Raw genomic sequence first — 21,477 nt, 5'->3', positions numbered from 1 at the left:
GATGCAATAATGGCAAAACAAGCAAAAATCAAACTGGCGAGCGGCGGAGAAGTTCATTTGGACCTATTCGACCAAGACGCACCTAATACAGTAGGGAACTTCGAGAAGCTGGCGAATGAAGGTTTCTATAACGGTCTAACGTTCCACCGTGTTATTCCAGGTTTCGTAGCGCAGGGCGGATGCCCGAATGGCAGTGGAGCCGGTGGACCAGGCTACACCATCAATTGCGAGATTAACCCGAACAAGCACGAGCGCGGTACACTTGCGATGGCTCATGCAGGACGCAACACAGGCGGAAGCCAGTTCTATATCTGCTACCAGCCGCAGCCGCATCTGGATGGTGGACATACGGTATTCGGCAAAGTAACAAAAGGTATGGAATTTGTTGACGCTCTTAAAGGCGGAGACAAAATGGAGACAGTTGAAGTTTCCGAAAAATAATGGTACGATGAGTACTATAAAATAGTAATTAGCTTTCCTTCGGGGTAGGGTGAGATTCCCAACCGGCGGTGATCGGAGCGCAGTGCAGAGCGGGCAACCGCATGTGCTGCGTGATCCGTTAGTCCGTGACCCGGGCTGATGAGCTCATAAGGGCAATAGCTTGTGAGTGACATTGGAACGGTGGACCTGGTGCAAATCCGGGACCGACAGTATAGTCTGGATGGGAGAAGGAGAAGCTTCGGCACTGCAGTTCAGCATGTATAACCCTCTTTCTTGTGCTTATTTTCACATAGGCGGGAGAGTGTTTATTTGTTGTCTTTGCGGGCAAGAGATGCTTGGACCGTCACTAGCGGTCTATTTGCGAACGGATTTTGGCTTGGACACGCCGTGTAGACAGCTATCAATAGCTGACTAGCGGGTCTGCCTTGTTTGTTTTCGCGCATATCTTTATGTTCATGCCGTAGTTCTCACTATCTCACCCCCCTGTCGGCCAGCTTGCCGGTATGGGGGGTTTTTGCGTATTGATCGATATACTGAATGATGAATATTACATGTCATTGGCGTTAAACATGGCGGCGAAAGCTTCCGGACAGACTGGCATCAATCCTGTCGTTGGCTGCGTTGTCGTGAAAGAAGGACGAATTCTCGGCATCGGCACTCATCTAAAACGAGGAGAAGGACATGCCGAAGTACATGCGCTGGCTATGGCGGGAGACGAGGCCAAGGGAGCGACGGTCTACGTAACGCTGGAGCCTTGCAGCCATCACGGGAAGACGCCGCCTTGCTGCGAACTGATTATCGCATCTGGGGCCGCAAGGGTAGTCGTAGCCGCTGCAGATCCTAATCCGGTTGTCTCCGGCAGAGGAATCCAGCGCTTGAGGGAGCATGGAATAGACGTAAGCGTTGGACTAATGGAGAGCAAGTCCCGAGCTTTGAATGAAAAATTCAACAAATACATTACGAGCCGGCTCCCCTTCGTTACGCTTAAGACAGCGAGTACGCTGGACGGCAAGATTGCGACAGAGCAGGGAGACAGCAAGTGGGTGACAGGACCTGTTGCCAGGGAGCAGACGCATACGTTGCGTCATCAACATACAGCCATCATGGTTGGCATTGGGACGGCTCTGGCAGACGATCCTATGCTGACAACCCGAGCGGCAGTCCCGGCTATCCATCCGGTACGTATTATCGTTGACTCCAAGCTGAGTCTTCCGCTTGATGCTCGCGTTGTCGTTGACAAGTCGGCGCCTACCATTCTATTAACTACGGACCAGGCTGATCAAGCGAAGAAAGAGTTGCTGCTCCAAGCCGGCGTCGATGTCATTGCTTGCGGCAGCGGGCCAGAGGTGGATTTGACCTATGCGCTTGCCGAGCTTGGGCGGCGGGAAATAAGCTCGATTTTGCTGGAGGGCGGAGGCAAGCTGAGCGGAGCGATGTTAGATCACGAATTGATCGATAAGGTTGTGCTGTATTACGCGACCAAATTTATCGGCGGCGCACAAGCTCCTCAAAATATCGCGCTCCGCGGCCGAACGTTCATGTCGGAGGCGATCTCGCTGGATGGGGTCCAAGTTGAGATGGCCGGGGAAGATATATGCGTGACCGGATATCCCCGGTACACAGCGGACTGATACGTTGATGCGGTTTTTAGGGACGGGAAGGAGGTCAGGACTCATGTTTACAGGCTTGGTAGAAGAAATAGGACGAATGAAGACCGTCAAAAAGCAAGGGGAAGCGATGATTCTGACGGTTGGGGCGAAAGTGGTGACTGAGGGCGTCAAGCTGGGAGACAGTATTTCTGTCAATGGCGTGTGTCTAACGGTCACCTCATTTGACCGGCAATCTTTTGCGGTTGATGTTATGCCGGAAACGTATCGTCGATCCGGACTTCATCTGCTGGAGCCAGGAGAACCTGTCAACCTGGAGCGGGCGATGCAGGCAGGGGCCAGATTCGGCGGCCATATTGTACAGGGACATGTTGACGGTACCGGGCGCGTCGTCTCGCGCAAGGCTGACGCCAATGCAGTCGTGTTCCATATCCGTCTGGACGATCCGGTGCAGCTGCGCCATATTATTGCAAAAGGCTCGGTTACGATCGACGGGATCAGCTTGACGGTTGTCGATACGACGGAAGATGGATTTATCGTATCTATTATCCCGCATACGCTTGCCGAGACTGCCCTGCAGTACAGGCAGCCGGGATCGATTGTCAATATCGAGACGGATATTATCGGAAAATACGTGGATCATCTGCTGCACTTCAAAGGGCAAGATAGCCATAAGAAAAACGAGTCATCCAAGCTGTCTACCGCTTATTTGGCGGAACACGGATTTCTATAAGAGAGAAATAAGGTCAGGGAGGAAACCATAATGAGTCAAGCAGAAGAGCTGGATGTATTTGATACGGTTGAAGCTGCAATAAACGATCTGAAGCAAGGCCGTCCAGTCATTGTTGTGGACGATGAGGATCGCGAGAATGAAGGCGATCTAATCGCACTTGCTGATGGCGCATCGCCGGAAGTGATCAACTTTATGATTACAGAAGCAAGGGGTCTTGTCTGCGCGCCAATTACGCAGGAACGTGCCGAGGCGTTGGACTTGCCGCCGATGGTTACGCATAATACGGATTATCATGGTACGGCGTTTACCGTATCGATCGATCATATCTCTACGACGACGGGCATTTCGGCGCATGAGCGCTCGTTAACGATTAAAGCGTTGATTGATCCCGATGCCCAAGCAGGCGATTTCCGCAGACCGGGCCATATCTTCCCTTTGATTGCAAAAGAAGGCGGCGTGCTTCGTCGTGCAGGCCATACGGAAGCTGCAATTGACCTGGCAAAGCTTAGCGGCTCCAAGCCTGCAGCCGTCATCTGCGAAATTATTAAAGAAGACGGATCGATGGCCAGATTGCCGGATTTGGTGGAGTTCAAAGCGAAGCATGACCTGAAGCTAATTACGATTCAAGAGCTTATCCGTTACCGCAATGAAAAGGAAAAGCTGGTGGAGAGAGCGGTGGACGTGAAGATGCCAACCGACTTCGGCCAGTTCAGAGCAATCGCTTATACCAACCAAGTTGACCAGAAGGAACATGTTGCTCTCGTTAAGGGCGAGATTGATTCTGGCATACCGACATTAGTTCGCGTTCATTCCGAATGCTTGACCGGCGATGTGTTCCATTCGCACCGTTGTGATTGCGGGCCTCAGCTTGCTGCGGCACTGAAGCAGATAGATGAAGCGGGCAGCGGCGTGCTTCTCTATATGAGACAGGAAGGCCGGGGGATTGGGCTAATCAATAAATTGAAGGCTTATGAGCTTCAGGAGCAGGGATTCGACACGGTTGAGGCGAATATTAAGCTAGGCTTTGCTCCGGATTTGCGGGAATATGGGATAGGAGCTCAGATTTTGAAAGATCTTGGCGTCACCCAGATGAGATTGCTTACGAACAATCCTCGCAAAATTAAAGGACTTGAAGGTTACGGTCTTGAAGTTGTGGAGCGCGTTCCGATCCAGATGGAGGCGAACGAGAGCAACCGGAATTATTTGCGCACCAAGCAAGCGAAGTTAGGCCATATGCTGCGAATGGAAGGTCTGGAGCCGGATGCGGTGCCCCAGCAGGAACAATAAAAGCAACTTAAAAATCAAATTTGAGAGGAAGTTTATAGAATGACGAAAATTTATGAGGGACATTTAGTATCAGAAGGGTTAAAATATGGCGTAGTGGTTGGAAGATTCAACGAGTTTATTAGCGGCAAGCTGCTTGGCGGAGCGCTGGATGCATTCAAGCGCCATGGCGCTTCTGAAACGGACGTGGAAGTCGCTTGGGTTCCAGGCGCCTTCGAAATTCCGCTAATCGCGCAAAAAATGGCGGAGAGCGGCAAATACGACGCGGTTATTACACTAGGTGCAGTGATCAGAGGCGCAACGCCTCACTTTGACTATGTGTGCAATGAAGCGGCTAAAGGCGTGTCCGCAGTTGCGCTCAAAACAGGCGTACCAACGATATTCGGCGTATTGACGGTCGATTCCATCGAGCAGGCGATTGAGCGTGCAGGTACAAAAGCAGGAAATAAAGGCTACGAAGCGGCAGTTACCGCGATTGAAATGGCGAATTTGACGAAGCAGCTGCAAGGATAACCTGCTAGCTGCATTACGCGGGAGGTTGCAAGAGTGTCTGTGCTTTATAAGCTGGAAGCATTCGAAGGTCCGCTGGACCTTCTGCTCCATTTGATCGACAAGGCTGAGATTGATATCCATGAGGTATCCATTAGCGAAATTACGGTTCAATATATGGAATACCTGGATGCCATGAAGGAGCTGGAGCTGGATGTGACCAGCGAATTTCTCGTTATGGCGGCGACATTGCTGGCTATTAAGAGTAAGCAGCTCTTGCCGAAACCTCCCATCTTCGAAGACCATTACGAGGAATGGGAGGATGACGGGCTTGATCCTCGTGATGAGCTTATTCAGAAGCTGGTGGAATACCGTAAGTTCAAGCAAATTGCAGAGCAGCTTCGAGAGAAGGAATTCGAGCGTAGTCTCGTATTTTCCCGTGAGCCGGAAGATATGACTCCCTTCCTGAAGGAAGAGAAAGTTAATCCAGTTGAAGGGCTGCATGTCTCCGATTTGGTCGCTGCATTCCAGAAGGCGCTGCGCAGAGCCGCAAGGCGGAATATCATTGCGACAGTTCAGCGGGATGAGATTTCGGTCAAAGACCGGATTAGAGATATTATGGATGTGCTCAAGCAGTTTGAGACAATCAGGTTCTCCAAACTGATCCGCGAGAATATGGATCGACATGAGGTCGTGGTGACGTTCCTTGCGATATTGGAGCTAATGAAGATGAAGCATATTCGTTGCTTCCAGCATTCGCTCTTTGAAGATATCGTGATTCATTGGAGAGGGGAAACTGAAGAAGATGGACTATCAGAAGCTGAAGACGATTATTGAGGGACTTCTATTTATGGCAGGGGATGAAGGGTTAACGAAGCGCCAGTTGGCCGATATACTGGAGCTGGATGCCGACTTCGCCTCTGAGCTTGTATATGATTTGCAAAGGGATTTGCAGCGCGAGGAACGTGGCGTTCAGATTACGGAAGTGGCATCTGCATACCGAATGACGACACATGCGGAGCATGCACCTTATTTCGAACGGATGGCCTATACGCCAACTAGAGCCCAATTGTCGCAAGCGGCGCTTGAGACATTGTCTATCGTTGCTTACAGGCAGCCTATCACCCGTATTGATATTGAAGAAATTCGCGGCGTGAAGACTGATCGGGCGATTCAATCGCTTGTATCAAAAGATTTGATTGAAGAGGTAGGCCGTGCAGAAGCGATCGGCAGACCCATCTTGTACGGAACAACGAAATCATTCCTTGATTATTTCGGATTAGCCTCCATTCGGGAACTGCCTGAGCCTAAGCATGTTGATGTAGACGATGCGCTTGACGAGCAGACTCAGATGCTTTTTGATCGGCTGGATGGACGACAAATGACAATTGATGAATTAAAAGAATGAGAATTAGCCGCCAGGCCATACTAATTTCAACCTGTATTAGGGAAACGGAGGAAGCATGAACATGCTCGGTCACCCTTTCGGTTGGATATGGGCCGGCGGCTTTTTTGTGCTTTTTGCCCTCATCGTCCTTCTGGCTTCTCCTGTTGTGGTGAGCGGCTTTGTGAGAAGGATAGGCAATAATGACGATGCAGAGCTAAGCGTCAAAGCGTTGTTCGGTCTTATTCGATACCGTTACAAAGTGCCGTTCATGAGCATGAACGGCATGTCCTTGAAAGTCGATGAGCAAGTAAGCAAAAGCAGTGCGGGCATAAATAGTTGGAAGGAATACAATGACGAGATCGATTCGGACAAAGTGGTCAGTGCGATCGAGAAGTACAAGCATATTCTGCATCTCACCAGAGATTTGAAGGGATGGGTCAGGGATACGTTAACCAGAGTTGATCTGACCGATTGGCGCTGGTCGACTACTGTAGGGACAGGCGACGCCATGTGGACAGCTATGGCAACGGGAGCGGTGTGGTCTGTCAAGACCGGTATCATCGGATTGCTGTCGCAAATGGTACACGTCAAGAATGGACCGATTATGGAGGTCAATCCTGATTTTCAGCGGTCGTCCTTCAAGACCGAATGGTCGTGCGTAGCACAAATCCGCTTCGGATATGCCATTCTGGCAGCACTGCAGCTTTTAGCTCGTATGAAGAAATGGAAAAAAGGCGCTAAAACATGGAAGAACATCCTATTCAGAGCTTAAGACAGATGGGCAAGGTATGATATTTGCAAAAGCTCGGAAAAACGTTGCCAATCCTCATAGGTACAATGATTCAACTTCAACATTGATCTTGTACATACTTCAACCTCACAGTGCGCACAATACAGAAAGCGTAGGTAAGCCCTTATCTATATCGCACTGAGGAGGAATAACAATGGCAGACCATCCTATCCAAGGCTTAATGCAAACGGCAATGGAGAATATTAAGGAAATGGTGGACGTCAATACGATCGTTGGCGATCCGGTCCAAACACCGGACGGCAGCGTAATTATGCCCATTTCGAAAGTCGGCTTCGGTTTTGTTGCCGGCGGCAGCGACATTCGTACAGACGGCGAGCATAAGCATAACAGCAATGGGACGGGAGATGCGCATCATGCATCGGTATCGTTGCCATTCGGCGGCGGCAGTGGCGGCGGTGTATCCATTACACCGATTGCGTTCCTTGTTGTAGGCACCCAAGGAGTCAAAATCGTCCCGCTTGACAATCAAACCCATCTAATGGAAAAAGTTATCGATTCTGCTCCGAAGGTATTTGATAAACTGCAGACGATGATGCGCAATCATTCCGGCAGTGATTATGTAGAAACGACTACAACCATCATTGATGGGCATGTAGCGGATGACGAGGTCGAGCGTCAAGGCTAAACGGCTAATATAGCTTTACCTTAACTGCCCGAAAGGGCAGTTTTTCATTTATTAGAATGAATCGCCTCGTCTACCCTGCACGGTACAAGCATATACTAAGGCAAGAGCTTAGAAATCAGCTATAACCAATGCATCGAGAGGAGTATGGACAGCATGAGTATCGGAAAGCAACGCATTTCTTTGCGTCTCATCGCGTTGTGGATGATCGGATCGTTAATCTGTTGGTCCGTTTTGCCGAGCAGCGCTATGGCCGCTCCAGCGCCAATCGGTACAAAAGCAAGGGCATCGGCGTTAATTGATGTACAATCCGGGAGACTGCTCTACAGTCATGACGGAGACACGCCGATGCGAATCGCCAGCCTGACCAAAATTATGACAGCGATTGTGGCAATTGAGCATGGGAACCTGGACGATATGGTGAAAACCTCCAAGCGGGCGTTCGGCAGGGAAGGCTCGTCCATTTATTTGCGTTTGGGTGAAGAGATGAGCCTATCGAATATGTTGTATGGATTAATGATGCGATCCGGCAACGATGCCGCTACTGCTATTGCAGAACATGTGGGCGGCTCAGAAGAGGGCTTCGTACATCTGATGAATAAGAAGGCGGAGGAAATCGGACTCCTCCACTCCCAATTCAGAAACCCGCATGGTTTGGATGAAGAAGGCCATTATTCTACTGCAAACGATCTGGCGAAACTTACGGCTTATGCGCTTAGAAATAAAGTGTTCGCAGAGATCGTGAAAACAAAAGAGAAGCGTGCGCCTAATCCGATAGACAGCTGGGATTATCAGTGGCAAAACAAAAATAAAATGCTTGCTATGTACGAAGGGGCGGATGGCGTTAAGACTGGTTATACCAAAAAGGCGTTCCGATGTCTGGTCAGCTCCGCAACCAGGAATGGACAACAGCTAGCAGCGGTGACGATAAATGATGGGGACGATTGGGCTGACCATCGGCATATGCTGGATTGGGGATTCCAGCATTATCCGCTGGTTCAATTAATTCAGAAGGGCAATGAAATAGAGGGATATCCTTATCTGGCTGGCGGGAGCTTCTATTATCCTCTGGAATCGGACGAGCAGCAGACTGTTTCATCCAAGTTAAGTGTCATGGAAATGACAACAACCGCTTATGCGCTTGGGGAACGCGGGCGTCTGGAATTGTTCTTGAACGGGCAGCGTATCGGTGTCATACCTATATACGAGCCTGGCAATCCTAGATTGCTCGAACATTAGTAGCCGGACGGGGAACCGGATAACCATTAGTTTCGGGATGTGGGGGAGGAAGTCAATAATGGTAAACTGGATTTGGTTGTTTTTTATTGTCATAAGTGTAGTGGTCGCAGCCATAAACGGCAAAATGGATATGGTGACGCAAGCGGCCTTTGACGGCGCCAAATCCGGCGTAACCGTCAGCTTTGGTCTCATTAGCATTATGGTCTTTTGGCTTGGCATGATGCGCATTGCCGAAGATGCCGGGCTGCTCACCAAGCTTGCCCGACTGCTTCGGCCGCTCGTGCGCTGGCTTTTTCCCGATATTCCGAAGGACCATCCTGCCATTGGCTATATTATGAGCAATCTGAGCGCCAATCTGTTCGGTCTTGGCAATGCCGCTACCCCTATGGGCATTAAAGCGATGCAGGAGCTACAAAAACTGAATCCAGACAAGGATACGGCTACTCCAGCTATGTGCACTTTATTGGCGCTGAATACATCAAGTATTACGATCGTCCCCACGACCTTAATTGCGATTCGAATGAACTACGGATCAGCTAATCCGGCTGAAATAATTGGGACGACGCTGGCCGCAACTATTGTGGCAACCGCCGCTGCCATTCTGGCAGATCGCTGGTACCGCAGCCGATCACAGCCGCCGCCGATTACACCAAGACCGCCTTTGACCAAGCCGTCTGGAGGTGGCGAAGTTGTATGAGCTATTCACCAAGCTGTCATCATGGATGATTCCCGCGATTATCGTATTTATCCCTTTGTATGCGGCCATGCGAAGACGAATACCGGTCTATGAGACGTTCGTAGAAGGGGCGAAAGACGGTTTTGGAACCGCGATATCGATTATTCCTCCTTTGGTGGGAATGATGGTCGCAATCAGCATGTTTCGCGCTTCAGGTGCGATGGATTTGATGCTCTCTGCCGTCAAGCCGGCGTTTGACTGGATGGGCATACCAAGCGAAGTGCTGCCACTTGGCATTCTTCGACCGCTTACAGGAGCGGGTTCTCTAGCCTTTACAGCGGACTTGATCGGAACCTATGGACCAGATTCGATGATTGGGCGTATTGCTTCAACTATCCAAGGCAGCACGGATACAACGCTGTATGTCTTGACGGTTTACTTCGGAGCCATTGCGGTAAGGCGTACGCGTTATGCGCTCAAAGTTGGTTTATTTTCGGATATTGTCGGTTTTTTTGCTGCAATCGCGATTTGTCTGTACATATTTAGGTAACGGAGCTTGTGCTTTACTCTCGATATCGTTATGATGGAGAGTGAGGTGAAAGAGCAGTGGAACGTTTACAGAAGATTTTGGCTCAGGCAGGAATTGCATCCAGACGAAAGTGCGAGGAACTTATCCTGTCAGGCGCCGTAGAGGTTAACGGCGAGAAAGTAACAACGCTCGGTGTGAAAGCAGACGTAGCGGTTGATACGATTTCCGTTAACGGAAAGCCGATCAGAGGCGAGAAGAAGATTTACGTGATGATGAACAAAATGAAGGGCGTTATTACTAGCGCCAAGGACCCGCAAGGGCGCAAGACCGTTACCGATTTCTTGCCGGGCATCAAGGAAAGAGTCTACCCGGTTGGCCGGCTCGATTACGATACCGAAGGATTGCTGTTGCTGACTAACGATGGGGAATTCGCGAACATGCTGACGCATCCAAGCCATCATGTGCCGAAGACTTATCATGCTACCGTGAAGGGCGTACCGCACGGCTCGGCGCTAGAGCAGCTGCAGAAGGGGATTAAGCTGGAGGATGGCATGACTTCGCCTGCTGAGGTAGAGTACCATGACGTAGATACCGAAAAGAATGAAGCAACCATATCCATTACGATTTATGAAGGTCGCAATCGTCAGGTTCGCCGTATGTTTGAAGCGATTCAACATAAAGTTATCCGTCTGAAACGAATCAAATTCGGGGAACTTGGACTTCAGCAATTAGGCAGAGGCAAATTCCGGCATCTCACGCCGCAAGAGGTTAAAGAGCTTCTGGCTGCGGCAACCAAGACACATAAAGTTCATAAAAAGTAATCGGCGGCGGCAGTTATTGCCGTCGACTTTTCGTTATAATGAAACTAGGGCAGTTGCGTCATTAGAACGGGTGGTGAATACATAAATGGGTAAGTCGCGCAAGAAGATACAGATCGTGATCTTGCTCGCTGTGCTTATATTGGGCGGTTATGCCATAGGCTCTACGTTTTTCGGGAAGGACCGAACAGGATTTCTTAAAGTAGGTGCCGAGCCGCCTGAGTTTACACTTGCGGATCTCGATGGAAGCGTCCGAAGCTTGGCTGAATTCAAAGGAAAGCCGGTCGTCGTCAATTTCTGGGGAACCTTCTGCGAGCCATGCGTCAGAGAGATGCCGGAATTCGAGAGGCAGTATGAGAAGTGGAAGGATCACAACTTAGTCATTTTGGCGATTAACTTGAGCGAGGATACGCTCACCGTCAACAATTTCGTGAACCGTTTCAATCTGTCCTACCCTATCCTCCGGGATGTGAATCGTCAGACGGAGCGCAGCTATGGGCTGCGGCAATATCCGACTACATTCTTCATTAAACCTGACGGGACCCTGATGGAAGTGAAGGTCGGAGGCATGCTCGAGAAGGATATCGAAGAACGAGTGGAAAGATTGTTGCAGTTGTAGGAGGTCATCACGTGTTAACGGTAGAAAATACAAAATGCGAGTGCGGTCATCAGAATGCGGTCGGTACCGTGCTGTGTGAGTCATGCGGCAAGCCGCTCCTGAAGGACCTGCAGCAATCCGATACCCCGCTGGAGATGCGTTATGACGGGGTGGCCCGCAGATCGCAGAAAAGCAATCAGACGGTGATTGATAAAATTTGGAGCTTCTTTTCTTCGGTCAAGATTGCAATCTACTTAATTGTCATTACGTTCTTGACAGCTATGCTGGGTACGATCTATCCGCAGGAGAGCACGTTCATTAATAATTTCGATCCGTCTACGTATTATGAGCAGACATATGGTCTGCCGGGCAAGCTTTACTATATGCTGGGCTTGTCCCATACATATGAAAGCTGGTGGTTTATCGGTCTGCTCGTCATGATCGGAACTTCACTAGTTATTTGCAGCTTGGATCGGGTGTTGCCGCTGTATCGCGCGCTTAATAAGCAGCAGATTCGCAAGCATCACCAATTTATATCGCGTCAGAAAACGGTGTTTGCCGCCGATATTGGAGGCGATCCGAAAGAATGGATGACCAACTTCGGTACGCAGTTAAAGCGCAGAGGCTACAAGGTTCATCAAGAGGAAGGCCAAGGGACGGCGCTCCTTGCGGAGAAAAACAGATTCAGCCGCTGGGGTCCTTACATTAACCATATTGGTCTGATCCTGTTCTTGCTAGCGATACTGGCACGAAGCATTCCGGGCTGGCAGATGGATGCTTATGTAAGCGTACCCGATGGCGATACGGTCAAAATTGCAGGAACGAACTACTACATCAAGAGCGAGAAGTTTATCATCGAGTTCTATACCGATGACGAGCTTCCGGAGCAGCTTCAAGGAAAAGCGCGAGCTAAAAACTATGAGACGCAAGCTGTCTTGTACGCTTGTGTGAGCGTTTGTAATGATCCGCTCAAGGAACCGGTTCTGGAGGAAGTGAAGCGTCACAATATTATTGTGAACCATCCGCTCGTCTATGATGGACTTAAGCTCTACCAGTTCGACTTCGACTTGAAACCGAGACTTAACGCGGTTAACCCGATTTTGGAGGACAAGCAGTCGGGCGAGAAGTATGGCCCGTTCTATCTGCCTATGAAGGATTCGGCGCTCCAGCATAAGCTTGGACCGTTCACGCTTGATCTGTACGCCAATTATATGGAATTTGCGCTCAATAGCGAAGGCAAGCCAACAACGCTTTCGCGGGAGCCGAATGCGCCAGCTTTTGTGTTTACAGTTAAGGGACCAGGGCTTAAGCCAGAAGGAGAGCCATACATCTACTTCCCGATGCAGAAGGATAAGGTGAAGTTCGCGCAGGATACGATAAATCGCGAAATCGCCGACAAAATCCAGATTCGGGTAGACGGCATGGAAAACGTAGACTTCTCTGAGGCGACAACTCATTTGAACGTACGTGTGGACAAGGCGCTTCCATATCTATGGATAGGTGCGGTGTTCTCTATGCTTGGCTTAATTATGGGTTCGTATTGGCAGCATCGCCGCATCTGGCTTCGCATCGATGACGGGCAGTTGGTGCTTGGCGCCCATACGAACAAAAACTGGTTTGGCATGCGTTCGGACGTTGCCCACGCCTTGAAGAAGGTTGGAATTGAGATTGATCCGAAGACGCTAGATAACGGAGGGAAAAACGCGTGAGTTTACTAGACTTTAGCAGTGATGCGTTTATGGTTGCCTTTTTTCTATATTGCTTTGCTTTCTTATTCTATGTCATTGCCATAGCGGGCAAGAAGTGGAGCAACCGCGATCCCAAGCAGCATGAGAAGCGCTGGGGAAGAATTGCCTTTATCGTGTCGACCGCTGGTTTGGTCGCTCATCTCACTTTCTTCTTTACACGCTGGATCGGAGGCAAGCAGATTCCGACAAGCAACATGTACGAGTTTATGACTTTCCTGGGTATGGCGATCATGATTGCCTATACGATTGTCTATGCGATGTATCGCAAGCCGTTGCTAGGCATGTTCGCCATTCCGCTTACCATTATTATTGTTGCGTATGCGTCAGTATTCCCGCAGGAGGTTCAGCCGCTCATTCCGGCTCTGAACTCCGTGTGGTTGAAAGTTCACGTGACGACGGCAGCGCTTGGGGAAGCATTTTTTGCAGTCGGCTTTGCTGCCGGCCTCATGTATCTGCTTCGTGTCATCAACTTCACGGACAAGACGAAGCAAGCGAGACGAGCACAATTTTGGGTTGAATTCACCCTTTATTCGATTATCGTCATTGTTGGCTTTATCATCGCTGTCTTCGGCTTCCGCTTTGCTGGCTATGAAGCGTCGTTCACGCAAGAGAAAGTGCTAATCGACAATAAGGGCCAGGACTCCACGATTGTGGATACGGTCAACTATTATTTGCCTCCGATTGTGCAGCCGTATAACAGTCAAATTGTAGAGTTTCAATCATTCCTTGGCATGGACAAGCCGTTATTCGAAGCACCTTATTGGATGAATGGCGTCAATGCAGGACGCAAGCTCAACACAGTTGTATGGTCCATTATCGCCGGAACATTGCTATATGGCGTTCTGCGCCTGATCCTCCGCAAGCGTCTTGGCGCGGCCATTCATCCCGTTATGGAAGGCATCGATGCGGATGATCTGGACGAAATCAGCTACCGGGCTATTGCAATCGGCTTCCCAATCTTTACACTTGGCGGGCTTATCTTTGCGATGATCTGGGCAGAGATTGCCTGGGGCAGGTTCTGGGGATGGGATCCGAAGGAAGTATGGGCGCTTATTACCTGGTTGTTCTACAGTGCGTATCTTCACTTCCGATTATCGAGAGGCTGGCAGGGTCTGCGTTCCGCATGGCTTGCGGTTATTGGCTTCGTAATTGTTTTGTTCACTCTTATTGGGGTTAACCTCATTATTGCAGGCTTGCATTCTTATTCCGGAGTATAATGGAGCTATTGAAAGGAGTTGCTTGACATGTCCGACTACGGAAATCGCATATTGGTCGTAGACGACGAGGAGCGTATCCGCCGTCTTCTGAAAATGTATTTGGAGAAAGAAGGCTATGTCATCGATGAAGCCGAAGACGGGGAGACCGCTTTAAGGCTGGCATCCAATACCGACTATGCGCTAATCTTACTGGATGTCATGCTGCCGGGTATTGACGGCGTGGAAGTATGCTCTCGTCTGCGCCAAGTAAAAGCGACGCCTGTTATTATGCTGACTGCAAAGGGAGAAGAGATGAATCGCGTTCAGGGCTTCGAAGTGGGTGCCGATGATTATGTCGTTAAGCCGTTCAGTCCGCGTGAAGTCATCTACCGGGTAAAGGCGATTCTCAGACGCTCATCCGCGACCGCTTTCCTGACGAAGGAGCTGAATACAAGCAATAATATTGTATTTCCTCATCTCGTCATTGAGCATGATGCACACCGCGTCACAGCTGGCGGACACGAGGTCAGCCTGACGCCGAAAGAATATGAATTGCTGCATTATTTAGCCGTGTCGCCGGATAAAGTGTTCTCGCGTGAAGAGCTGCTGAAAGATGTATGGAACTATGAGTTTTTCGGTGATCTGCGTACAGTAGATACGCATGTGAAGAGACTGCGCGAGAAGCTGAACAAAGTGTCCTCGGAGGCGGCGGCTATGATTACGACCGTATGGGGCGTAGGCTATAAGCTAGAGGTACCGAAATAAATGAAGCTCTGGAATCGATTGGCGCGTTTGCTATGGCATAGCGTCGTGGGCAAGCTGTGGGCGACCATCATGTTGTTGGTCGCCGTTGTGCTTCTTATCCTCGGCGTTTTTTTGCTCCAGTACATCGATATATGGTTCGATGAGAATTCGTCGCATGCTATTAAAGTGCTGTTTATCATTACGGCCATTATCGGATTTCTATTGTCTACGTTTTTTGCTTTTTTCCTCTCGGCCAAAATCCAACAGCCGCTCCTTCAGCTGAAAAATGCCGCCGATTCCGTCTCTCAAGGCGATTACAGCACCCGTATACACATCAGCTCCTCTGACGAGATCGGCCAGTTGGCCATCACGTTCAATAATATGACGGAGCAGCTGGATAAGCTTATTCATGCGTTGAATCATGAGAAGAATCATCTGTCCAGTATTTTACGGAGTATGGGCGACTCAGTCATTACTTTCGATTCAGAAGGCCAAGTGATCTTGACGAATCCAAGCGGCCAATTGCTCATTAGCGGCTGGTCATCGCTGGAGTCGGCTTGGGAGCAGGAGCCGATGGAGGATGTCCCGTTCTTTCCTGGCGTTCCGATGCCATTGAGACAGCTGTTCCAGCATGTGATGAAGGATGGCAAAGACTTGACCGAAAAGGTACATGTGCATAGCAGCGTATGGTCTGTCGTGATGGCACCTTTGCAGTCCGGCAACGTCATTCGGGGAGCGGTAGCCGTCATCCGGAATGTGACGGAAGAGCACAAGCTGGATAAGCTAAGGCGCGACTTCGTGGCCAATATCTCACATGAAATTCGCACGCCGTTATCCATGCTGCAAGGCTATAGCGAAGCGCTGCTTGATGATATTGTTGCTTCTCCGGAAGAAAGAAGAGAGCTGGTCCAAGTGATCCATGACGAATCGTTAAGGATGGGAAGACTAGTGAATGACTTTCTTGATATTGCCCGGATGGAAGCGGGGCATGTCGAGATGAACTTCCAGGAGATTGAGCTAGGGCTTGTCGTTCGCAGAGTTCATCGCAAGTTCCAGGTCTATGCCAAGGAGCGCGAAGTAGCCCTTCATGTCAAAGCCCCTGAGGACAAACTGCTGACCTTGATGCAAGCGGATGAGGATCGTCTGGAGCAGGTGCTCACGAATCTGATGGATAATGCGCTGCGCCATACTCCGGCAGGGAAGTCCATTACGATTGCAGCCGAGAATCTGCTTGTAAGCGGGGAGCCTTATATCCAGCTCAAAATAAGCGATGAAGGGGTAGGAATTCCCCCTGAGGATGTCCCATATATCTTTGAGAGATTCTACAAGGCGGATAAGGCGAGGAAGCGAACAGGCGGTACGGGCCTGGGACTGGCTATCGTCAAAAATTTGATTGAACTTCATCATGGCAAAATTCAAGTGGATAGTACTGCAGCGACGGGTACGACATTTACGATTCTTCTTCCTGTCGAAGGGAAAGAATAATTGTCAGGGATGCATGAGAACTGTCTATTCAAAGGGAATATAGAAAAAAGCGTTCCATCGCTGGAACGCTTTTTTTGTTGAAGGAAAACGATTAATCTTGTTGTTCGTGAAACAATTACGGCAGAATGATTTCTTTCGCCGTATTCAGCTCTGGCATGCTTGTGAGCTGCAACAGAACTTCTTTCGGCGTACCTTTGTCTACACGCAGAACCATGATTGCGGATCCGCCCTCAAGCAGACGACCAACCTGCATCGTAGCGATGTTGACATCATTGCTGCCAAGCAGCGTACCAACACGGCCGATAATGCCCGGTTTATCGTTATGCGAGATCAGGATCAGATTGCCTTCCGGCGTAACATCAACAGGATACTTGTCGATCTGAACGATACGAGGGCCGTAGCCTGTCAGCAATGTGCCGGCAACGACATGCTCTTCTTTCTTTGTGCGAAGAGCTACTGTCACCAGGTTAGTAAAGTCTTTGGATGCATGCGATTTCTGGATGACGATATTAACGTCACGAATTTTTGCAAGGTGCATGGAGTTGACCACGTTAACTTGCTCTTGTCCAAGATGATGAGACAAGACTCCGCGAACAATATAGCGCGTAAGCGGCTGAGTATCGACTTCTGCAAGCTCTCCGGAGTAGCTGACGACAATTTCTTGCACGGCGCCTTCCGTCGATTGAGCAATAAAGCTGCCAAGCTTCTCGCCAAGCGTGAAGTAAGGCTGCAGCTTGCTTTGAAGATTCGCAGGAATCGGAGGCATGTTCACAGCATTCATGAACGGCTCATTGCGCAAGATATGAAGAACTTGCTCCGATACATCGATTGCCACGTTTTCTTGTGCTTCGATTGTAGATGCGCCAAGATGCGGCGTTACAATAATTTTCGGATGCTTCAGGAAAGGATGATCCTCGGTTGGAGGCTCCACTTCAAATACGTCGAAAGCTGCACCGGCAACGATACCTTGGTCAATCGCATCAACAAGTGCAATCTCATCGATAATTCCGCCGCGTGCACAGTTGACGATCCGCATGCCTGGTTTCATCACAGCAAATTGATCTTTGCCAATCATATGGCGCGTTTCTGGTGTAAGAGGTGTATGGACGGTCATAAAGTCAGCCGCACGGATGATCTCGTCTACGCTGGCTAGCTTAATGCCGAGTTTTTCAGCGCGCTCTTCAGTCATGAACGGGTCATACCCCATAATGGACATGCCGAATGCCTTGGCGCGCTTGGCTACTTCACTGCCTATACGGCCCATGCCAAGTACGCCCAGCGTTTTGTTGCGAAGCTCAACGCCAAGGAAAGATTTGCGGTCCCATGTGCCGTTGACGGTTTTCATGTATGCTTGTGGAATATGGCGTGCAACAGCCATCATCATAGCAAATGTGTGCTCACAGGTTGTAATGGTGTTCCCGTCCGGCGCATTGATGACGATAATGCCGCGCTCAGTAGCTGCACCCAGATCGATGTTGTCGACACCAACGCCAGCTCGTCCAACGACTTTAAGCTTTTTGCCGGCTTCCATAATTTTTGCAGTTACTCGCGTCTGGCTTCTGACGAGCAAAGCATCGTAATCGCCAATGATTGCTACTAATTCGTCTTCTGTTAAACCAGGATTCTTGTCGACGATAATGTCAGTTGCTTCGACAAGCTGTTGGATCCCAAGATCACTTATGGGATCGGATACTAGCACTTTGTACATGTAAAACAGGCCTCCTAGAATTGGCGCAGCACGCGGCTGCGCTATAATTATGAACAGAAAAACCCTCGGCCCGCACCGCTCAAGAGCATCGGGTCGAGAGTTCAATCTACGAACGAGTTGGACTTTACTATTTTATAGCATTAGCGCGGTCAATTGCAATGCTGAAACTTGCTCATTTGTGAAATTTTCGTTATGATTCAAGCACAACGAGAGGGAATCCTGTCATTCCGAGTAGAAGAATGGCAGCTGCGGAAGCGTCTCGGATTGATAGAATCTGGCTTTATTCGCGCTGAAATCTCCTGAGTCGACAGCTCTTGTGTTCAGCAGCAGATCGACAATGCCTCCGATAGTTTTCAGCTTCATGTTTGATGCTTGTCCCGATCGAATAAATTCGTCGACGCGGCTCGTCAAATCTTGCGGCAGAAAGCTGAACAGCTCGCCGCGCTCACTCAAGTAGGAGACAACGATTATGTTTTTGACGATAAGAGAGAGCTTATCCCATTGATCATCGCTCATCGGCTCAACTGGCTTGTGGGTTGCCGGAATGGCCGGATCAACGGATGCGGCCCATTTCTGCATCGCTTCATAATAAGACCTTTGTGCAGCCAGTGACTCCTGTACGGCAGATTTGTAGTTTTTGTCGCTCTGGATTTGCTCAAGCAGCTTGCCTGGATCATCTGACTTATTGGATGCAGCCTTGGCTGCGGCATCTTTGAAGTATTTCAGGCTTCTAACATAGGCTACTTGTGCTTCGCCAAGTAGTGGTGATTGCTGCATGTTGAATGAGCTTGCTTCCTCCGCTTTCTGATCGGCCAGCTTGGCCAGCTTTTTGAATGCGGATGCGGCATCAATATTGCCGCCACGGAACAACTTGTCTGATGCAGCGAACCATTCCGTTTGAAATTCACGGTAAGGAGAAAATACGGTAAGATAGAAGGATACCAGTTCTTGCTGTTGATAAGGTACAGTGGCTTCGCTTGCGTTCACGGTTTCCGATTTGGCCGTATATTTGGCCTCGGCTTTCTCTTTGCCAATCTGAATGCCGTAGAAGAAAGCTCCTACTGCAAATACCAGCATAAATACAAATCCTACGCTGAATAACATGGCTGTGGTCGTTAATCGTTTTTCCATAACAAATCTCCTTCTTATGTATCAATTATGTAATCACTTATGTAAGCTTAACTATTACCCCGAGAGCGAGGCGCGCAGCAATGAAAAAATTCGATATTCGCAATATTCGTGTGCGCAAGGTTAACATTGACGAGATTGATGATCGTATGCTACTTATTAATTTGTACGCCACTCAGGCGTTTACTCTTATTATCGGTATCATATGGATTTTATTTCAGCGTCAAAATTCACTGCATGTTTTGGACATTCCAAATCAGTGGGAATTTCTCGCATGGGGAGTCGGGCTTGCCGCCGCCGTTATCGCAGTTGATCTGCTCATTTCCCGCTGGGTACCTGAGGAAGCGGCAGATGATGGCGGAGTCAACGATCGGATCTTCCGCAACCGTCCCATATGGCATATTGCGCTTATTTCATTTGTCGTCGCTGTATGCGAAGAGCTGCTATTCAGAGGTGCTATCCAGCATGCATTCGGTCCTTATTGGACAAGCATTATCTTTGCCGCGATCCACGTCCGATACTTGCGTCACTGGATACCGACCGGGCTAGTATTTTCTATCAGCTACGGCCTCGGCTGGATCTATATTCAGAGCGACACGTTATGGGCACCCATCGTCGCACATTTTGTCATTGATTTTATAATGGGTTTAATTATTCGATTCAGGAGGGAGCCATGAGCAGGAAACAAAGACATAGCCGTACATCTAGATCCCATCAACCAGAGGAGGCAGGTGACATAACGAATGCCGCGGCTGCGCAGGAAGGTGAGCCGCTAAAGCTGCCTCCAAGGCGCAAAAAGTTTCCTTCAAGTCTCCACAAAGTGAACAAATGGTATTACAATCTATTATTTTTTCTATTTCTTTGTCTCGTCGCGTTTTTGTTTTGGTATGGCAACACGTTTAGTTCGTAAGCTCAATCGTAGCGGGATCGATGAACGAATAACCTTCGGCTTCTATTTTCCCGAGAAGCTCATCCAATGCTTCCGCCGTCCATGGCAGCTCATGCATCAATATATTAGCGCCTGGATGGAGCTGGTCCATTACATTGCGGATGACAACTTCCGGTTTGTCTCGCGCCGAGCTGTCCCAATCCAGAGAACCATTCGACCACGTCATGTACAGCATGTCGTGGTTTTTTGCTATTTCTTTAACGGTGTCGCCCCCTGAACCGAACGGAGGACGAAAAAATTTCGGCTTTGTGCCCGTCAACTTCTCAACCATTTGCTGTACGCTGGACAGCTGCTCTTCAACAACATCCTCTTTTTCGTTCTTCAAGTTAATATGGTCATAAGAATGATTGCCAATCGTACCGCCTCGCTCGTAGATGAGCTCCAGCAATTCGGGATTAGCTTTTATACGATAACCATTGACGAAGAAAATCGCTTTGGCATGATACATGTCGAGCGTGTCGAATAAGCTCGTAATCAGCTTCTCGTCCTTGGGCCCGTCATCGAAGGTAAGCAGGACTGCTTTCTTGGTTGTCGTCTCGTCAAGAGGAACGAAGCGGTAGACGCCGTTCATTCGATATAAAGGCTTTGCTTCGGCTACCGGCGCAGTTGTTGGAGCGTTTGTTGGCTCAGGCGTCGAAGTCATCGCAGAGGCCGAGGAGGGCGGAGCTGTCGCAGGGTCTATAAGAGCTGGGAAAGCGTTATCGTCGGTATTGTCGGCCGTACTGGCGCAGCCGGCGAGCAGAGCAGCAAACAGACAGGCGATGGTTAGTTGTTTTTTGATAGTCATAGTAGTCTCCTCCTGCAGGATGCGCGAATCATGTCGATATGTTATTTATTCTACCATAACTTTATGGCGAGTCGGGGATGTCTTTCCTTATTTTATACAGAATGACGCTGCAGGCATACGGCTACACTACTGATGAAAACAGAGCACGAAAGAGGTGTAGGGTATGAAATTAAGCGGATTATTGTTTGGCGGAATTATTGGCGCCGCTGCGACTATGTATGTAGCGCGGAAAAAACCTGCAGCAGTGGCATGGGCAGCCGGAGCTATGTCTGAGGTGTGTTCCGGAATGGCGCGCAAAACCGTTGCAAAGTTTATGAACGCGGATTGGAAGAAGGAGGGTCTCGGGCTTTCCCCAAAGCACTCAGACGATACCGCCGAAAAATCCGCAGCCGCCTGGGAACAGATTGAAGCTATTCTAGAGAGCGATCCTTCCCTCAAACGCGAGGCGAATAAAATTAAAGCGGAATCGTCTGTCATGTCTCATTGACGTTCATTACT

General features: G+C 49.4%; 24 protein-coding genes and 1 riboswitch. Of the genes, 21 read left to right on the top strand and 3 right to left on the bottom strand.

Features of this window, described 5'->3' with window-relative positions; genetic code table 11:
- Positions 1-9: 9 nt before the first annotated feature.
- The 18 genes from DX130_RS09960 (at position 10) to DX130_RS09875 (ending at position 16,407) form a co-directional block, all read left to right on the top strand.
- On the top strand, positions 10-441 hold the full coding sequence (locus DX130_RS09960) for a peptidylprolyl isomerase (protein WP_116044831.1): 432 nt from the start codon (positions 10-12) through the stop codon (positions 439-441).
- A gap of 31 nt (positions 442-472) precedes the next feature.
- A riboswitch (FMN riboswitch) is annotated at positions 473-677 on the top strand.
- A gap of 288 nt (positions 678-965) precedes the next feature.
- On the top strand, positions 966-2,072 hold the full coding sequence (ribD, locus tag DX130_RS09955; protein ID WP_240644475.1) for a bifunctional diaminohydroxyphosphoribosylaminopyrimidine deaminase/5-amino-6-(5-phosphoribosylamino)uracil reductase RibD: 1,107 nt from the start codon (positions 966-968) through the stop codon (positions 2,070-2,072).
- Between the two features lie 43 nt (positions 2,073-2,115).
- Complete coding sequence (ribE, locus tag DX130_RS09950) at positions 2,116-2,781, top strand: riboflavin synthase (RefSeq protein ID WP_116044828.1); 666 nt, start codon at positions 2,116-2,118, stop codon at positions 2,779-2,781.
- 30 nt (positions 2,782-2,811) lie between these two features.
- Entirely contained in the window at positions 2,812-4,068 is a 1,257-nt protein-coding gene (locus DX130_RS09945) for a bifunctional 3,4-dihydroxy-2-butanone-4-phosphate synthase/GTP cyclohydrolase II (protein ID WP_116044826.1), read from the top strand.
- Between the two features lie 39 nt (positions 4,069-4,107).
- Positions 4,108-4,578, top strand: a complete 471-nt coding sequence (gene ribH / locus DX130_RS09940; RefSeq protein ID WP_116044824.1) for a 6,7-dimethyl-8-ribityllumazine synthase — start codon at positions 4,108-4,110, stop codon at positions 4,576-4,578.
- A 33-nt stretch (positions 4,579-4,611) separates the two neighbouring features.
- Positions 4,612-5,391 carry a segregation and condensation protein A gene (locus DX130_RS09935; protein WP_116044823.1) on the top strand — a complete coding sequence of 260 codons (780 nt, stop codon included), beginning with the start codon at positions 4,612-4,614 and terminating at the stop codon, positions 5,389-5,391.
- A complete protein-coding gene (gene scpB, locus DX130_RS09930) occupies positions 5,360-5,962 on the top strand; it encodes an SMC-Scp complex subunit ScpB (protein WP_116044821.1) in 603 nt (200 codons plus the stop codon). Before DX130_RS09935 ends, scpB begins: the two co-directional genes overlap by 32 nt.
- A gap of 61 nt (positions 5,963-6,023) precedes the next feature.
- The gene (locus DX130_RS09925) at positions 6,024-6,713 is read left to right on the top strand and encodes a DUF2953 domain-containing protein (RefSeq protein WP_165861214.1); all 690 of its coding nucleotides are present in this window, start codon (positions 6,024-6,026) and stop codon (positions 6,711-6,713) included.
- Between the two features lie 172 nt (positions 6,714-6,885).
- On the top strand, positions 6,886-7,377 hold the full coding sequence (ytfJ, locus tag DX130_RS09920; protein WP_116044818.1) for a GerW family sporulation protein: 492 nt from the start codon (positions 6,886-6,888) through the stop codon (positions 7,375-7,377).
- Positions 7,378-7,623: 246 nt separating this feature from the next.
- Entirely contained in the window at positions 7,624-8,613 is a 990-nt protein-coding gene (locus DX130_RS09915) for a D-alanyl-D-alanine carboxypeptidase family protein (RefSeq protein WP_420818517.1), read from the top strand.
- Between the two features lie 58 nt (positions 8,614-8,671).
- Positions 8,672-9,310: a nucleoside recognition domain-containing protein gene (locus DX130_RS09910; protein ID WP_116044815.1), complete on the top strand. Its 639-nt coding sequence runs from the start codon at positions 8,672-8,674 to the stop codon at positions 9,308-9,310.
- On the top strand, positions 9,303-9,839 hold the full coding sequence (locus DX130_RS09905; protein WP_116044814.1) for a spore maturation protein: 537 nt from the start codon (positions 9,303-9,305) through the stop codon (positions 9,837-9,839). The genes DX130_RS09910 and DX130_RS09905 overlap by 8 nt, the downstream gene beginning before the upstream one ends.
- Before the next feature lie 56 nt (positions 9,840-9,895).
- Positions 9,896-10,639 (top strand): pseudouridine synthase, encoded by a 744-nt coding sequence (locus tag DX130_RS09900; RefSeq protein ID WP_116044812.1) that lies wholly within the window; start codon positions 9,896-9,898, stop codon positions 10,637-10,639.
- Between the two features lie 85 nt (positions 10,640-10,724).
- Entirely contained in the window at positions 10,725-11,255 is a 531-nt protein-coding gene (locus DX130_RS09895; protein ID WP_116044810.1) for a redoxin domain-containing protein, read from the top strand.
- Between the two features lie 11 nt (positions 11,256-11,266).
- Positions 11,267-12,943 (top strand): cytochrome c biogenesis protein ResB, encoded by a 1,677-nt coding sequence (resB, locus tag DX130_RS09890; protein ID WP_116044809.1) that lies wholly within the window; start codon positions 11,267-11,269, stop codon positions 12,941-12,943.
- Positions 12,940-14,199 (top strand): cytochrome c biogenesis protein CcsA, encoded by a 1,260-nt coding sequence (gene ccsA, locus DX130_RS09885; RefSeq protein WP_116044807.1) that lies wholly within the window; start codon positions 12,940-12,942, stop codon positions 14,197-14,199. The genes resB and ccsA overlap by 4 nt, the downstream gene beginning before the upstream one ends.
- A gap of 27 nt (positions 14,200-14,226) precedes the next feature.
- The gene (locus DX130_RS09880) at positions 14,227-14,943 is read left to right on the top strand and encodes a response regulator transcription factor (protein WP_116044806.1); all 717 of its coding nucleotides are present in this window, start codon (positions 14,227-14,229) and stop codon (positions 14,941-14,943) included.
- Positions 14,944-16,407, top strand: a complete 1,464-nt coding sequence (locus DX130_RS09875) for a HAMP domain-containing sensor histidine kinase (RefSeq protein WP_116044804.1) — start codon at positions 14,944-14,946, stop codon at positions 16,405-16,407. It begins immediately after the preceding gene.
- A gap of 115 nt (positions 16,408-16,522) precedes the next feature.
- Here DX130_RS09875 and serA read toward each other — a convergent pair whose 3' ends face one another.
- Both serA and DX130_RS09865 read right to left on the bottom strand, forming a co-directional pair.
- Positions 16,523-18,115, bottom strand: a complete 1,593-nt coding sequence (gene serA / locus DX130_RS09870; RefSeq protein WP_116044802.1) for a phosphoglycerate dehydrogenase — start codon at positions 18,113-18,115, stop codon at positions 16,523-16,525.
- Positions 18,116-18,337: 222 nt separating this feature from the next.
- Positions 18,338-19,246, bottom strand: a complete 909-nt coding sequence (locus DX130_RS09865) for a hypothetical protein (protein WP_116044801.1) — start codon at positions 19,244-19,246, stop codon at positions 18,338-18,340.
- Positions 19,247-19,326: 80 nt separating this feature from the next.
- Here DX130_RS09865 and DX130_RS09860 point away from each other — a divergent pair, with 80 nt between their 5' ends.
- Positions 19,327-19,920 (top strand): CPBP family intramembrane glutamic endopeptidase, encoded by a 594-nt coding sequence (locus DX130_RS09860; protein ID WP_116044799.1) that lies wholly within the window; start codon positions 19,327-19,329, stop codon positions 19,918-19,920.
- On the top strand, positions 19,917-20,153 hold the full coding sequence (locus DX130_RS09855; protein WP_116044798.1) for a hypothetical protein: 237 nt from the start codon (positions 19,917-19,919) through the stop codon (positions 20,151-20,153). Before DX130_RS09860 ends, DX130_RS09855 begins: the two co-directional genes overlap by 4 nt.
- Here the strand turns inward: DX130_RS09855 and DX130_RS09850 are convergent.
- Positions 20,143-20,979 (bottom strand): polysaccharide deacetylase family protein, encoded by an 837-nt coding sequence (locus DX130_RS09850; protein ID WP_116044796.1) that lies wholly within the window; start codon positions 20,977-20,979, stop codon positions 20,143-20,145. The genes DX130_RS09855 and DX130_RS09850 overlap by 11 nt on opposite strands.
- A 163-nt stretch (positions 20,980-21,142) precedes the next feature.
- Between DX130_RS09850 and DX130_RS09845 the strand changes: the two genes are divergently transcribed.
- The gene (locus tag DX130_RS09845; RefSeq protein WP_116044795.1) at positions 21,143-21,466 is read left to right on the top strand and encodes a hypothetical protein; all 324 of its coding nucleotides are present in this window, start codon (positions 21,143-21,145) and stop codon (positions 21,464-21,466) included.
- Positions 21,467-21,477: the final 11 nt, after the last annotated feature.

The organism is Paenibacillus paeoniae (assembly GCF_003388735.1).
In the GTDB taxonomy this organism is placed as follows: domain Bacteria; phylum Bacillota; class Bacilli; order Paenibacillales; family Paenibacillaceae; genus Pristimantibacillus; species Pristimantibacillus paeoniae.
The sequence above is the reverse complement of the archived record's forward strand: the minus strand, read 5'-3'. Positions and strand labels throughout refer to the sequence as shown.

Coding starts and splice junctions, on each gene's coding strand:
- DX130_RS09960 (WP_116044831.1), top strand. CDS start 10: ATGGCAAAACAAGCAAAAATCAAACTGGCGAGCGGCGGAGAAGTTCAT.
- ribE (WP_116044828.1), top strand. CDS start 2,116: ATGTTTACAGGCTTGGTAGAAGAAATAGGACGAATGAAGACCGTCAAA.
- DX130_RS09945 (WP_116044826.1), top strand. CDS start 2,812: ATGAGTCAAGCAGAAGAGCTGGATGTATTTGATACGGTTGAAGCTGCA.
- ribH (WP_116044824.1), top strand. CDS start 4,108: ATGACGAAAATTTATGAGGGACATTTAGTATCAGAAGGGTTAAAATAT.
- scpB (WP_116044821.1), top strand. CDS start 5,360: ATGGACTATCAGAAGCTGAAGACGATTATTGAGGGACTTCTATTTATG.
- DX130_RS09925 (WP_165861214.1), top strand. CDS start 6,024: ATGCTCGGTCACCCTTTCGGTTGGATATGGGCCGGCGGCTTTTTTGTG.
- ytfJ (WP_116044818.1), top strand. CDS start 6,886: ATGGCAGACCATCCTATCCAAGGCTTAATGCAAACGGCAATGGAGAAT.
- DX130_RS09915 (WP_420818517.1), top strand. CDS start 7,624: ATGGCCGCTCCAGCGCCAATCGGTACAAAAGCAAGGGCATCGGCGTTA.
- DX130_RS09910 (WP_116044815.1), top strand. CDS start 8,672: ATGGTAAACTGGATTTGGTTGTTTTTTATTGTCATAAGTGTAGTGGTC.
- DX130_RS09895 (WP_116044810.1), top strand. CDS start 10,725: ATGGGTAAGTCGCGCAAGAAGATACAGATCGTGATCTTGCTCGCTGTG.
- DX130_RS09880 (WP_116044806.1), top strand. CDS start 14,227: ATGTCCGACTACGGAAATCGCATATTGGTCGTAGACGACGAGGAGCGT.
- DX130_RS09875 (WP_116044804.1), top strand. CDS start 14,944: ATGAAGCTCTGGAATCGATTGGCGCGTTTGCTATGGCATAGCGTCGTG.
- serA (WP_116044802.1), bottom strand. CDS start 18,115: ATGTACAAAGTGCTAGTATCCGATCCCATAAGTGATCTTGGGATCCAA.
- DX130_RS09865 (WP_116044801.1), bottom strand. CDS start 19,246: ATGGAAAAACGATTAACGACCACAGCCATGTTATTCAGCGTAGGATTT.
- DX130_RS09860 (WP_116044799.1), top strand. CDS start 19,327: ATGAAAAAATTCGATATTCGCAATATTCGTGTGCGCAAGGTTAACATT.
- DX130_RS09855 (WP_116044798.1), top strand. CDS start 19,917: ATGAGCAGGAAACAAAGACATAGCCGTACATCTAGATCCCATCAACCA.
- DX130_RS09850 (WP_116044796.1), bottom strand. CDS start 20,979: ATGACTATCAAAAAACAACTAACCATCGCCTGTCTGTTTGCTGCTCTG.
- DX130_RS09845 (WP_116044795.1), top strand. CDS start 21,143: ATGAAATTAAGCGGATTATTGTTTGGCGGAATTATTGGCGCCGCTGCG.